The 12,688-nt window shown below is 74.9% G+C and carries 10 protein-coding genes; 2 read left to right on the top strand and 8 right to left on the bottom strand.

What is annotated here, in order from left to right; all coding sequences use genetic code 11:
- Positions 1 to 6 precede the first annotated feature (6 nt).
- Positions 7 to 921: a LysR family transcriptional regulator gene (locus AB0I67_RS13395; protein ID WP_357922452.1), complete on the top strand. Its 915-nt coding sequence runs from the start codon at positions 7 to 9 to the stop codon at positions 919 to 921.
- A 6-nt stretch (positions 922 to 927) separates the two neighbouring features.
- On the opposite strand, the gene AB0I67_RS13390 is transcribed toward AB0I67_RS13395, so the two are convergent.
- From AB0I67_RS13390 to AB0I67_RS13360, 7 genes are read right to left on the bottom strand one after another with little or no spacing between them, the layout of a single operon-like run.
- A complete protein-coding gene (locus AB0I67_RS13390) occupies positions 928 to 2,523 on the bottom strand; it encodes a GTPase (protein WP_357922450.1) in 1,596 nt (531 codons plus the stop codon).
- Positions 2,520 to 4,214 carry a GTPase domain-containing protein gene (locus AB0I67_RS13385; protein ID WP_357922447.1) on the bottom strand — a complete coding sequence of 565 codons (1,695 nt, stop codon included), beginning with the start codon at positions 4,212 to 4,214 and terminating at the stop codon, positions 2,520 to 2,522. Before AB0I67_RS13385 ends, AB0I67_RS13390 begins: the two co-directional genes overlap by 4 nt.
- 9 nt (positions 4,215 to 4,223) lie before the next feature.
- A complete protein-coding gene (locus AB0I67_RS13380; protein ID WP_357922444.1) occupies positions 4,224 to 4,895 on the bottom strand; it encodes a response regulator transcription factor in 672 nt (223 codons plus the stop codon).
- 41 nt (positions 4,896 to 4,936) lie between these two features.
- On the bottom strand, positions 4,937 to 6,334 hold the full coding sequence (locus tag AB0I67_RS13375; protein ID WP_357922441.1) for a HAMP domain-containing sensor histidine kinase: 1,398 nt from the start codon (positions 6,332 to 6,334) through the stop codon (positions 4,937 to 4,939).
- The gene (locus AB0I67_RS13370; RefSeq protein ID WP_357922438.1) at positions 6,334 to 7,026 is read right to left on the bottom strand and encodes a response regulator transcription factor; all 693 of its coding nucleotides are present in this window, start codon (positions 7,024 to 7,026) and stop codon (positions 6,334 to 6,336) included. Before AB0I67_RS13370 ends, AB0I67_RS13375 begins: the two co-directional genes overlap by 1 nt.
- Positions 7,027 to 7,041: 15 nt before the next feature.
- Positions 7,042 to 8,235, bottom strand: coding sequence for an L-2-hydroxyglutarate oxidase (gene lhgO / locus AB0I67_RS13365; protein ID WP_357922435.1), 1,194 nt, complete (start codon positions 8,233 to 8,235; stop codon positions 7,042 to 7,044).
- Positions 8,232 to 9,203, bottom strand: coding sequence for an NAD-dependent epimerase/dehydratase family protein (locus AB0I67_RS13360; RefSeq protein WP_357922432.1), 972 nt, complete (start codon positions 9,201 to 9,203; stop codon positions 8,232 to 8,234). The genes lhgO and AB0I67_RS13360 overlap by 4 nt, the downstream gene beginning before the upstream one ends.
- A gap of 60 nt (positions 9,204 to 9,263) precedes the next feature.
- Between AB0I67_RS13360 and AB0I67_RS13355 the strand changes: the two genes are divergently transcribed.
- Positions 9,264 to 9,641, top strand: a complete 378-nt coding sequence (locus tag AB0I67_RS13355) for a hypothetical protein (RefSeq protein ID WP_357922429.1) — start codon at positions 9,264 to 9,266, stop codon at positions 9,639 to 9,641.
- 15 nt (positions 9,642 to 9,656) lie between these two features.
- Here the strand turns inward: AB0I67_RS13355 and AB0I67_RS13350 are convergent, their stop codons facing one another.
- Positions 9,657 to 12,557 carry a hypothetical protein gene (locus tag AB0I67_RS13350; RefSeq protein WP_357922426.1) on the bottom strand — a complete coding sequence of 967 codons (2,901 nt, stop codon included), beginning with the start codon at positions 12,555 to 12,557 and terminating at the stop codon, positions 9,657 to 9,659.
- Between the last annotated feature and the right edge of the window lie 131 nt (positions 12,558 to 12,688).

Raw genomic sequence — 12,688 nt, 5'->3', positions numbered from 1 at the left:
AGCCCCGTGATAGACACCCGGCGCCTGCGGACCCTGCGCGCGGTGGCCGACCATGGGACGGTGACGGCCGCCGCCGCAGCCCTGCACCTCACCCCGAGCGCCGTCTCCCAGCAGCTCGGCGCGCTGGAGCACGAGGTGGGCCACCGGCTGCTCACCCGCGACGGCCGGGGCGTACGGCTGACCGCGGTGGGCCGGATCATGCTGGCGCACGCCAACGAGGTCCTGGCCCAGCTCGAACGGGCCGAGGCCGAGGTGGCCGCCTACGCCAGCGGCCAGGTGGGCGAGGTGACGGTGGCGGCGTTCGCCACCGCGATCGGCGCGGTGCTGGCCCCGGCGGTCCGGACGCTGCGCGAGGTCGCGCCGGGCCTGCGCGTGCACGTCCGGGACGCCGAGGGCGACCAGGCTTTGAGCCTGCTACTGGACGAGGCCGCCGACCTGGCCCTGGCGGTCGAGTACCGAGGCGCCCCCGACTCCTCCGACCCGCGGCTGTTCCGGCTGCCGCTGTACTCCGAGCCCTTCGACCTGGTCCTGCCGCACGACCACGCCGGTTCCGACGGGCTCACCGACCTGGCGGGCGCGGACTGGATCGGCCCCTACCCGGGCAACCCCGTGCACGACGTGATCACCGTGGCCTGCGAGCGGGTGGGCTTCACACCCGACTTCGCGCACCACTCCGACGACTTCCGCGCGGTCGTGGCGCTGGTCGGGGCGGGGGCGGGGGTGGCTCTGGTGCCGCGGCTGGCCCTGCGTGACCTCGACCTCTCGCAGGTCGTCGTCCGGCCGGCGGCGGGCCCCGAGCGCCGGGTCTTTGCCGCGGTACGGCGAGGCGCGGAGAAGCACCCGCTGCTGCGCCCGCTCCTCGACGAGCTGACCCGGCACCCGCCCCAGGACCTCACCGTCGAGCAGAACCTCCTCGACTGACCACCATCAACCTGCTCGCCGTACTGCCTCCGTGAAGGCGGTGTAGCGCCCGAGTTCCGCCTCGACCGGCTCCAGCACGTCCCGGGCGGCCACCGCGGCGACGGCCCGGCGCAGCTCGCGGGCGGCCCGGGCGGCCCGGCGACGGCCGCCCACCCACGCGGCCAACCGGGACAACACCGCGACCAGCACCCCCGCCAGCGCACCGCCGAGCAGCAGCGCGGTGGGCCACGGCAGGTCGCCCACCGTGGGCACCGGCATCTCCGGCAACCGCAGCCAGTCGACCGCGAAGAGCACTCCCAGCCACAACAGCCCGGCCACCGCCACCCCGAGGATCAGCCACTGCAGCGCCCCCACGAAGCTCCACCAGCGGGGCCGCCGCGTCACCTGCTGGGAGACGCCGCCGACGGCCCGGTCGAGCGCGTCCGGCAGTTCGGGCGCGTGCGCGGTGGCGGCCCGCTTGACCGCCGCCGCCCACGGCTGGGGCAGCCCGGCCGACGCGGCGCCGGTGAGGTCGCGGATGGCGGTCTCCACCCGGGCGGTCTGCACGGCCGAGGCGGCCGGGAGCGAGGTCCGGCCGGAGGAGCCGGCGCCGATCCGCAGCCGCTTGAGCGGGTCGGGCCGGAAGCGCCGCAGCCATCGGGTCACCGGCCAGCCGGTCGCCGTCACCGCCCGGTGGGTGTGCGCCTTGCGTACGGCCTCCACCACCAGCGGCACCCCGGCCGCCTCCGACAGCGCCCGGACCAGCGGCTTGTCCAGGCTGCCCGCCGGTCGCGCGCCCGAGTCGGGGTCGGCGTCGCGGGGTGAGGCGCCGGCCAGGGTGTCGGCCGCGGTGGTGACGTCGGCGGCGAGCCGGGCCGACCAGGCGCGGCGCTCGTTCACCCGCTCGGCCAGGATGGCGCGCAGCTCGGCCACCCCGGCCCCGGTCCGCGCCGAGACGCCGAGCAGGGGCACCCCGGACAGCCCGTCCTCCTCCAGCAGCCGCCGCAGGTCGCCCAGGCAGCGGGCCACCGCGTCGGGCGGCAGCCGGTCGATCTGGTTGAGCACGACCACCAGCACGTCCCGGTGGCGGGCCAGCGGCCGGAGGTAGCGCTCGTGTACGGCGGCGTCGGCGTACTTCTGCGGGTCCATCACCCAGACCAGCAGGTCGACCAGCTCGACCAGCCGGTCGACCTCCAGCCGGTGGGCGAGCTCGATGGAGTCGTGGTCGGGCAGGTCGAGCAGGATCAGCCCGCCGAGGTCGTCCCCCTCGACCGCGTGCCGGGTGGGCACCGCCAGCCACTCCAGCAGCGGCCCGGCCCCGTCGCCGTCCCAGAGCGCGGCGCGGGCGGTGGAGGTGGTCGGGCGGGTGACGCCGACCTGGGCGAGGTCGGCCCCGGCCAGCTCGTTGAAGAGCGAGGACTTGCCGCTGCCGGTGGCTCCGGCGAGCGCGGCCACGGTGTGGTCGACCGACAGGCTCCGCCGTACGCCGGCCCGGTCGGTCACCGTACGGGCGGCCAGGACGAGGTCGGCGGGCAGGCGGCCGTCGGCGAGGTCGGCCGCCTCGGTGAGGGCGGCCAGGCGGTCGTCGAGGGAGGGGCCGTCCTTGCGGCGCAGCAGCTTCACATCGCCTCCCCGCGCTCGCGCAGGGCGGTCGCGCTCTCTCGCAGGGCCGGGGCGGCCTCGGCGTCGGGTTCGAGGCCGTCGAGCAGCGCGGTGAAGCGCCCGGCCTCCTCCGCCAGCAGGCCGCGGACCCGTTCGCGCAGGTCGGCGCGGGCCTTGGCGGTGAGGGTGCGGACGGCCTGGTCGCCGAAGACGGCCTCCAGCACCTTCTGCGACAGCACGCTGGTCCCTCCCGCGATGCCGACCTCGATGCCGGTGAGGCCGCCGGTCGAGGCGAAGACGGCGAGCATGAGCAGCAGCCCGGCCCCGTTGACGCCGAAGGAGGCCACCCGCGCGGTGGTCCGGCGGGCCGCGCCCTCCTCGCGCACGAGGGCGAGCACGTACTCCTGCCAGGATCGCACCAGCGCCTCGGCGCGTTCGCCGACGTCCGGGGAGGCGCGGCCGAGCCGGGTGGCGGCCACCGCGCCGCCCCGGTCGAGCAGTTCGGCGCCGCCGGGCGCGGCCGACCAGCCCTCGACGCTCTGTTCGGCGGCCCGGTCGGCGACGCCACGGATGAGCGTGACGACCCCGCTCTCCAGGGCCACCCGGAGCTGCGCGGAGGCGGTGGGACGGCCGGTGAAGACGCCGACGATCCGGTCGCGCAGCCAGCCGACCCGCGATTCGAGCGCGCGCATCAGGTCGCCGGTACCGATGAAGTCCTGCCAGCGGGCCAGCACCTCGCCCCGGAGCAGCGAGCCGTCGGCCAGCCCCTCGTCGAAGGCCTGCCCGGAGTAGGCCTCGGCGACGATCGAGCGCAGCTCGTCCAGGGCGGCACGCTGCCGCTCGACCCCGGCGGCCAGGCCGGGCAGCCGGTCGGCCACGCTGTCGAGCGCGCCCGAGAGCGTCTGGCGCACGATGCGGCCACGTTCGGCGGCGTCGCGGGCCAGCTCGCCGAGCCAGTCGGAGATCGGCGCGACCGCCGCGAAGGACAACATCGCCTTCTCGCTCGGCAGCGCCTCCTCGCGCACGGTGAACAGCCGCGTGCCGCCCAGCCCGTTCTCGGTCAGCAGCCTGGACAGGTCGGCGGCGACCGCCTCCAGCGCCTCGGGCGGCACCCGGTCGAGCACGACGGCCAGCGCGGTCGAGCGCTCGCGGGCCGAGCGCAGGAAGCTCCAGGGCACCTCGTCGGCGTAGCGGGCGGCGGTGGTCACGAAGAGCCAGAGGTCGGCCGCGGCGAGCAGTTGCGCGGCCAGCTCGCGGTTGGCGGTCACCACGGAGTCGATGTCGGGCGCGTCCAGCAACGCCAGCCCGGCCGGGAGCGAGGCGGCCACCGCGACCCGGAGCGAGCCCGGCTCGGCGTGCCCGGTGGTGCGGGCCAGGCCGGGCAGCACGTTGGCGGCCATGAACCACGGCTCGTCGGCGGGACTCACCACCAGCGTGGGCGCCAGCGTGGTCGGGCGCAGCACGCCCGGCTCGCTGACCTCGCCGCCGACCAGCGAGTTGACCAGCGTCGACTTGCCCGCGCCGGTCGAGCCGCCGACCACGGCCAGCAGCGGCGCGTCGATCGTCGCCAGGCGCGGCAGCAGGTAGTCGTCGAGCTGCCCGATCAGCTCCGCGACCGCCCGCCGGTCGGCGGCGGCGTCGCCGACGTCGAGCGGGAACAGCTCGCCGCCGAGCCGCTGCCGTAGCGCACGCAGAACGCCGAGCAGGTCCATGGCTCCACGCTACGCTGGCGGCTCGCGCAGGACGTAGCCGACACTGCGCAAGGTGTGGATCAGCCGGGGTTCGACGTCGTCCACCTTGCGCCTCAGGTACGACACGTAGGACTCCACCACGCCGGCGTCGCCGCCGAAGTCGTAGTTCCAGACGTGGTCGAGGATCTGCGCCTTCGACAGCACCCGGCCGGCGTTGGTCATGAAGTAGTGCAGCAGCTTGTACTCGGTCGGCGACAGCCGTACCTGCCGGCCGGCCCGCCAGACCTCGTGCGCCTCCTCGTCGAGCACCAGGTCTGCGACCTGGAGCCGCACCCCGGAGACCACCTCTCCCCTGGTACGGCGGAGCACCGCCCGGATGCGGGCCTGCAGTTCCTCCAGGCTGAACGGCTTGGTCACGTAGTCGTCGCCGATGCCGAGCCCGAGCAGCTTGTCCTCGGCGGCGTCACGCGCGGTCAGGAAGACCACCGGCGCCGAGAGCCGCTTGGCCACCTCGAACCCGTCGAGGTCGGGCAGCATCACGTCGAGCACGACAAGATCGGGGTGGACGCGCTCGGCCGCCTCGATGGCCTCGTAGCCGTCGGCGGCGGTCAGCACGTCGAAGCCGGAGTAGCGCAGGCTGGCCGAGAGCAGGTCTCTGATGCTCGGCTCGTCGTCCACGACGAGGATCAACGCCTCTGTCACCCTCGCAGCATGGCAAACGGATCTGAGAGGAAGCTGAAGCCTCACTCCAAGGCGAGTGGGAGTTCCACGCGGAAGGTCGCGCCCTCGCCGGGGGCGCTGGTCACGCCGACCGTGCCGCCGTGCGCGGCGACGAGCGCGTCGACGATGGCCAGGCCGAGGCCACTGCCCCGATCGTCGCCGGAGCGCCGGGAGCGGGCGGTGTCGGCGCGGTAGAAGCGCTCGAAGACCCGTTCCAGCTGGGCGGGCGACAGGCCGGGCCCCTGGTCGGCGACCTCCAGGAAGGCCATCTCGCCCGACTGGCCGACGCGGATCACCACGGGCGTGCCGTCGGGGGTGTGCACCAGCGCGTTGGAGACGAGGTTGCCGACGACCTGGCGCAGCCGCACCTCGTCGCCGGAGACGATGAGCGCGGCGCCACCGACCACGTCGAGGCGGATGTCGCGGCTGGGCGCGAGGATGCGGGCGTCGTGCACGGCGTCGGCGGCCAGGGCGAGCACGTCCACCGGGTGCATGCGCAGCGGGCGGTGCTGGTCGACGCGGGCCAGCAGCAGCAGGTCGTCCACCAGCACGCCCATCCGGGCGGCGGCCTCCTCGATGCGCTTGAGCATGCCGGCGGTGTCGGCGTCGGGGTCCTGTCGGGCGAACTCGGCGAAGCCGCGGATCGAGGTGAGCGGGGTGCGCAGCTCGTGGGAGGCGTCGGCGACGAAGCGGCGCATCCGGTCCTCCGAGCGGCGGGCCGCGACCTCCGACTCCGAGCGGGCCTGGAAGGCGGCCTCGATCTGGGTGAGCATGCTGTTGAAGGCCCTGGCCAGGCGGCCGACCTCGGTGCGGGGGTCGCCGTCGGGCACGCGACGGCTCAGGTCGCCGGCGGCGATGGCCTGGGCGGTGTTCTCGATCTCGTTCAGCGGGCGCATGCTGCGCCGTACGGTGGCGACGCCGACGACGGCGAGGACCAGCAGGATGGCGCCGCCGGCGAGCAGTTCGATGAGGACGAGCTGGCGGGTGATGTCGGCGACCTCGCGCAGGTCGACCGCGACGACCAGGCGTCCCTGAGGGAGCAGGTGCTGTTTCACCCGCCACTCGCCGTCGCCCTTGGCCGCCCGGACGGTGATGTTCTCCCCGAAGGTCGACTCGGGCAGCACCGGCTTGGGCAGGCCGTCCACGTCGCGCACGTCACGGACCAGCGACTGCCACCGGCCGTCGCGGCGGCCGAGCAGCACGATGGTGTCGGCCTCCAGCACGGTGAACTGGTCGGGCCCGACGGCCTTGGCCAGCTTGGCCTGCGACTTGTGCATGACCAGGTCGAGCTGCTGGTCCACGCGCTGGATCAGGTAGGTGTGCAACATCGAGACGCTGCTGACGCCGATGAAGACCAGCGCCACCGCCAGCAGCGCCAGCGTCAGGGCGGTCAGCTTGATGCGCAGCGGCAGGGCACGCATCAGGGCTCCGGCGGCGTGCGCAACACGTAGCCCACGCCGCGCAGGGTGTGGATCAGCCGCGGGTTCCGGTTGTCGATCTTGCGGCGGAGCACGGAGACGTACGACTCCACGATGCCGACCTCGCCGCGGAAGTCGTAGTCCCAGACGTGGTCGAGGATCTGCGGCTTGGACAGCACCCGCCCGGCGTTGCTCATGAAGTAGCGCAGCAGCTTGAACTCGGTGGGCGACAGCGCGACCGGCCGGCCGCCGCGCCACACCTCGTGGCTCTCCTCGTCGAGCTCGATGTCGGCGAAGGTGAGCCGAGGCGGCGGTGGCGGCGCGTCCCCGCCGGTACGGCGGAGCACCGCGCGGATGCGGGCGACCGTCTCCTCCAGGCTGAACGGCTTGGTGACGTAGTCGTCGCCGCCGATGGTCAGCCCGCGGATCTTGTCCTCGACCGCGTCACGCGCGGTCAGGTAGACGACGGGCGTGCACGTGCCGGTGCCCCGCAGCCGGCGGACGACCTCGAAGCCGTCCATGTCCGGCAGCATGACGTCGAGCACGATGAGGTCGGGCCGGTGCCGCTGCACGGCGGCCACCGCCTCCAGGCCGGTGCCGGCCGTGTCGACGTCGAAGCCCGCGAACCTCAGGCTCGCGGCGAGCAACTCGAGGATGTTGGGGTCGTCCTCGACGACCAGCAGTCGCGCTTCCATCGCTTACAGGATGCCTCACCGGGTGAGTGCCGGAACAATTCCGGCAATATGTCGGGCAATCGCCAGACTCGAGGTCGCGCCCGGGGAGGGCGCGTTGCGGACCAGCACGATCGGGCCGTGCACGTCCAGGGCGAAGTCGTCGACCAGCGAGCCGTCACGGGCGACCGCCTGGGCGCGCACCCCGCCGTGGCTCCGCTCCAGGTCGGCGGCGGTCAGCGCGGGCACGTACCGCTGCGCGGCCCGGACGAAGGCGCCCTTGGCCAGCGAGCCGTAGACCTCCTTCAGGCCGGTCCGCCAGTGCCGGCGGGCCATCCGCCAGGCGCCCGGCCAGCGCGCGATGTCCAGGACATCGCGCACGTCGCGCCGGCGGTAGCCCTCGTAGGCCAGCGCCAGCACCGCGTTCGGCCCGACGAGCACCTCGCCGTCGATGTGCCGCGTCAGGTGCACGCCGAGGAAGGGGTAGCGCGGGTCGGGCACCGGGTAGATCATGCCCTTCACCAGGTCGCGGGAGCCGCCGCGGAGCGCGTAGTACTCGCCGCGGAAGGGCACGATGCGCACCTCGCCCGGCCGGCCGGTCATCGCCGCGAGCGCGTCGGAGCTGAGACCGGCGCAGACCACCAGCCGGTCGAAGGCGAAGCGCCGCCGGGCCGCGATCAGCTCGACCCGGCCGGCCCGCTCCCGCACGGCTCGCACGGGGTGGGCGAGCCGTACCGAACCGCCCAGCTCGGCCACGTCCTGCGCGAGCCGCCGCGCGACCGCGGGGAAGTCGCAGATGGCGGTGCGCGGCGAGTGCACCGCGGCCACGCCCACCGCGTTCGGCTCGATCTCGCGCAACCCCAGCGCGTCGAGCTCGGCCAGCTCCGGCACCCCGTTGGCCCTGGCCCGCTCGGCCAGCCGGCGCAGCCCCGCCAGCTCGCTCCTGGTCGAGGCGACGACCAGCTTGCCCACCTCCTCGTACGGCAGGCCGTGCGCCCGGCAGTACTCCCGGAGCATGGCCACGCCCTCGCGGCACAGGGTCGCCTTGAGCGAGCCCGGCGGGTAGTAGAGCCCGGCATGCACCACGCCGCTGTTGTGGCCGCTCTGGTGGGCGGCCACGCGGTTCTCCTTCTCCAGCACCGTCACCTCGGCGTCCCGGGTGCGGGCGAGTTCGCGCGCGACCGCCAGGCCGACGAGTCCCGCGCCGACGACGCCGATCCTCTCTCTGGTCACGGGGCAAGTGTGCCGATTTCCGAGGCTTTCAGGTGGCCTTCGGCGGCGAGCCAGCGCAATGTGTCCGAAATCGTGTCCTTCACCGGGCGGAGCGCCACCTCCTCGCCCTCGGCGACCGGGACGTTGGTCAGCATGATCTCGGCGGCGTCGCGGGTGAGCGGGTAACTGATCGGGATCACCTTCTTCAGCAGGTCGAGCGTGCTGCCGAGCCCTCTGAGCAGGGCGGGCGGCAGCCGGTAGCGGCGGATGCGGCGGCCGGTGACGGCCTCGCAGAGGTCGGCCATCTCCGACCAGGTCACGAACCGCCCGCCGAGCAGCACCCGGCGCGGCTCGCCGGGCCCGTCGAAGCAGGCGGCCAGCGCGTCGGCCAGGTCGCGCACGTCGATCACGCCCACCCCGCCGGGCACCAGGGGCCAGCCCTGCCGGACGCCGGCGCGGATGCCCTCGTTCAGCGCGTCGAGCCGCGGCTGACCCGGTCCGGCGACGCCGCCGGGGTAGACGATGGTGACGCGGCCCAGCCCCCTGGCGGACCGCTCGCCGGCCACCTTCGAGCGGCCGTAGGCGTTGCGCGGGCTGGCCAGCGGGCTCGCGGCGGTGATGCGCGGCCCGGCCGGCGGGACGAACACCGCGATCGTCGAGACGTGCACCACCGGGTCGAGGCCCAGCTCCACCGCCTGGCCCAGCACGTTCTCCAGGCCCTGGCCGTTGGCCCCGGCCAGGTCGGCGGCGCGGCCGGTGACGCCCATGTCGGCCGCCGCGTGCAGCACGGCCTCGCATCCGGTCAGGGCGCGCCGGACGGCCGCCGCGTCGCGGATGTCGCCGCGCACGAGCCCGTCGCCTCCGCCGAGCACCCGGGCGGCCCTTTCGGGGTCGCGCACCAGGAGCCGGCAGTCGTGGCCGGCGGCGCGCAACGCGGCCACCGCGTGCGAGCCGACGAAGCCGGATGCGCCGGTGACCAGCACTCTCATGATCGCAAGCTAGCGCTTACTTGCTCTTCGCTCAAGTCGAACACGAGTACGATAGGAGCCATGTACCTGCCGCCAGAGTGGCCGCCGGAGGTCCGGCCGCCGAGCGCGCCCGACTGGGAGACCTCCGCCGTGACCTGGCTGCTCGACGCCGTGCCGCCCGACTACCGCGCCTACGAGGTGCTGCGCCGCTTCCCGCTCGCGCTGGCGCGGATGGCGATCCATCACGTCAACTCCGCGGTCGAGGCCGCGCGGGCCGGGTACCGCGGCGCGGCCGTCGAGCTCAAGCCGCACCTGCCGCCGCACGCGGTCGAGGCGGTGCTCGACGTCTACCGCGAGGAGGGGCCGCGGCTGGTCCGGCTGGCCCGCTCGATCGAGGTGGTCGAGCGGGCGCTGCGCGGCGAGGGCTTCACCGAAACCATGCGCCGCCGCCGAGCCTGACCAGTCCTTGGGTTTTCAGGTCATGCGCGTGACCGCGGCCTTGAGGCGGCGTACGTCGCGCAGCCGTGCCTCGTAGGTGGCCCCGATCGCCAGCAGCGCCAGCCCGCCCACGGCGATCGGGATCCACTTCGGCATCACCGAGACCAGGTCGGCGATCCACGGCGACAGCTCCCGCACCGCCACCACCGCCAGCGTCACCCCGCCCAGCAACGCCGGCGCCTGCAGCCGCATCCGCGCCCCCGACACGGTCACCACCAGCGCCGCCGCCCCCAGCATGAGCGACCGCACCGGCGTCGGCTCGGCCAGCACCGACGGCACGAAGGCCAGCAACAGCCCCGACCCGTACACGCGCCACGAGCTCATCACCCGCCCGCGCGCATGCCACCAGCCGAGCCCGAGCAACACCAGCGCGAACGGCAGCGTGTAGGCCTCGACGACCTCCACCCCTTCGGCGCTCAGCCGGATCCACGACGCCGCCAGCAGGAACCCGGTGCCCAGGTAACCGACCGCCCGGCTCCGCGCCGCCAGCCCCGCGCCGATCGCCACCACCGCCGCGGCGGCACACGCCAGGCTGGCCGTCCGCTGGTCGATCACGGCCCACACCGCCACGACCTCCGTCACCGCCAGCACCGCCGCGAGCGTCACCCCGAGCGGCTTGACCGGCCCGAGCCACGCCGCCAGCGCCGCGACCGCGGCCAGCACCGCCAGCACGGTCAGCAACGCCCCGTCCGAGGCCCCGGCCGCGCTCGCCGCGATCGTGCCCAGCCACCCGGCCGCCACCGCGGCGGCCACCCGGTTGCCCACGCCCGGCGCCCGCGCCGGGTTGCGCCCGAGCCACACCGCCACCGCCGCCGCACCCGCGCAGCCGGCCGTCACCAACCCCACCACCAGCCCGTACGGCAGGCGGACCGTGACCGGCACCAACGCCACCAGCAAGGCCCCCACGAGCGTCGCCGCCCCCGCCCAGAGCCCGGTCTTGCGGCGGCGCATCGCCGACACCCCCACGCCCCCCGCGACCGCCAGCCCTCCGAGGAGCACCGGATGCGCGGACGTCAGCGGGATGTCCAGAGTGCGATACCCCTCCATGGTCGCCGCCAGCGCCGGAACGGCCGGCACGAACGCCGTCCAGGCGAAGATCTCCCCCAGATGCCAGTGCTGGTCACCCGGACGCCGCCGGAACTCGGCGACGAAGGCGAGCAGCCCGGCGGCAGCCAGCGCCGCGACACACCCCTCCACCAACGGCACGCCGAGATCCAGCAACCCCGCCCAGACCAGCCCGCCCCCACTCGCCGCGGCCCCGGCCAGCGCCGCCGGACGCCGGTACAGCGGCGCCCAGCAGGCCAGGAGCACGCCGAGCGCCAGGTAGACCAGGTTCGGCACGCTCAGCGACCAGGCCACCGCCTCGGCCGCGGCCAGCCCGGCGCCGAGGGCGAACCCCCAGGCGCGCAACGCCAGGAAGGTCAGCAGCACCGCCAGCACGAGCGGCACCGCCATGGCCACCGGCCTGGGCGCGCCGAAGGCGACCGGGGCGCACAACACCGCGAGGACCGCCAGGCCGTACGCCGGCCAGAGCGCCCGCCGTACCCGCACCGACCCGGCGGCGAACGCGGCGGCGAAGAGCAGGAGGATCACCACGGTGGAGTGGCTGTGCTCGGGGCCGGGGGTGATCGCCCGGCCGTCGTCCCAGAGGACCGGGGCGAGCAGCAGGCCGAGCGTGCCGGGCACGGCGGGGATCGCGGCCACGCCGGCGAGCACCAGGCCGGTGATCGCGCCGGTCTTGCGCAGGCGGGCCGGGAGCAGCATCGAGGCCAGCATGAGCGCGAGCGCGGCGGCCACGAAGGGCACCACGACCCAGAACTCCTCGGTCAGCGGGTGCACCGCCGTACCGGCGGCCAGGGTCAGCGCCAGCCACGCGGGCGGGACCGCCGCCGCACGGGCCTTCGCGCCGAGCAGCGGGACCGGCACCAGTGCGACGGCCAGCGGGATCGCCGCCAGCACCAGCAGCCCGGCGGCGCGCGGCAGGGAGTAGTCGAGCCATTCGGCCAGCAGGGCCGAGAACAGGCCGAACAGCAGCGCGGCGCCCCACATCAGGATGAGGCACACCATCGTCGTCACCTCGCGCGCCCGCCAGCCCGTGCCGCGGCGGGCGAGCGCGAACCAGATCAGCGCGTCGAGCACCGCGGTGGCGGCCAGCGCGGCGTACAGGGTGTCGCCGGCGGGATGCATGGCCGCCAGCGGGAGCGGGACCTGGGCCAGCACGATCGCGATCAGCGCCGGGGCGCGGAGCGGGAGCACTCTCGCGTACACCGCCGCCGCCAGCGCGGCCACCGCGACCAGCAGGGCCGCGTAGACCTCCGGCCGCAGGTCGGGCAGCAGGCCGACGCGGCGGGCGGCGTACCCGTCCAGGAGCAGCAGGGCCAGGCCCAGCACGCCGATCGTCTCGGCGGTGGCGGTCAGGTGGCGCTTCAGGAGCACCACCGGGGCGGCCAGCGTCACGGCGGTGAAGCCACCCATGATCGCCGCGCGCCCGGCGAGCCCGATGTGGCCCCAGCTCACGACGGTGAAGATGATCGCCGCCACCGCCATCAGCAGGCCGCCCAGGATCAGCAGCAGGTTCTGCGCCCCCCGCCGCGACACCTCCCCCCGATCCTGGTCAACGCCCTGCCCGACGCCCTGCTGGAAGCCACCGGCACCCGCACCGCCGGACCCTACGCCACCGGGACCCGCACCGACGCCCACCGGCAGCGCGACAGCCGGGATCCCCGCACCCACCGGAACCCCGGGGACCACCGGAGCTCCCGCGGCGGCGGCCGGGGTCAACGGCGGGGCTTCCTTGGCCAGACGGTCACGTTCGGCCCGCAACAGCCCGAGCAGTTGGTTCCGCCGCCCCCGCAGGTCCGCCAAAGCCGCGTCCACCTGCCAGAGCTCCGCCGCGACCGGCCCACTGAGCGGCAACCCGCAGTTCGGGCAGGCCGAAACGCCACCGGGCGGCAACCCCACCCCACAGTCCGGACAAATCAGCTTTCGCGCGTGCATGCCCCCACCCT

The organism is Nonomuraea sp. NPDC050310 (genome assembly GCF_040655795.1).
Lineage (GTDB): Bacteria > Actinomycetota > Actinomycetes > Streptosporangiales > Streptosporangiaceae > Nonomuraea.
Note: the sequence above shows the minus strand (reverse complement) of the source record. Positions and strands in the feature narration are given on the sequence as shown.

What these genes read in the sequence shown, in the direction of transcription:
- AB0I67_RS13370 (WP_357922438.1), bottom strand. Translation starts at nt 7,026, where the DNA reads ATGGAAGCGCGACTGCTGGTCGTCGAGGACGACCCCAACATCCTCGAG.
- AB0I67_RS13385 (WP_357922447.1), bottom strand. Translation starts at nt 4,214, where the DNA reads ATGGACCTGCTCGGCGTTCTGCGTGCGCTACGGCAGCGGCTCGGCGGC.
- AB0I67_RS13375 (WP_357922441.1), bottom strand. Translation starts at nt 6,334, where the DNA reads ATGCGTGCCCTGCCGCTGCGCATCAAGCTGACCGCCCTGACGCTGGCG.
- AB0I67_RS13355 (WP_357922429.1), top strand. Translation starts at nt 9,264, where the DNA reads ATGTACCTGCCGCCAGAGTGGCCGCCGGAGGTCCGGCCGCCGAGCGCG.
- AB0I67_RS13360 (WP_357922432.1), bottom strand. Translation starts at nt 9,203, where the DNA reads ATGAGAGTGCTGGTCACCGGCGCATCCGGCTTCGTCGGCTCGCACGCG.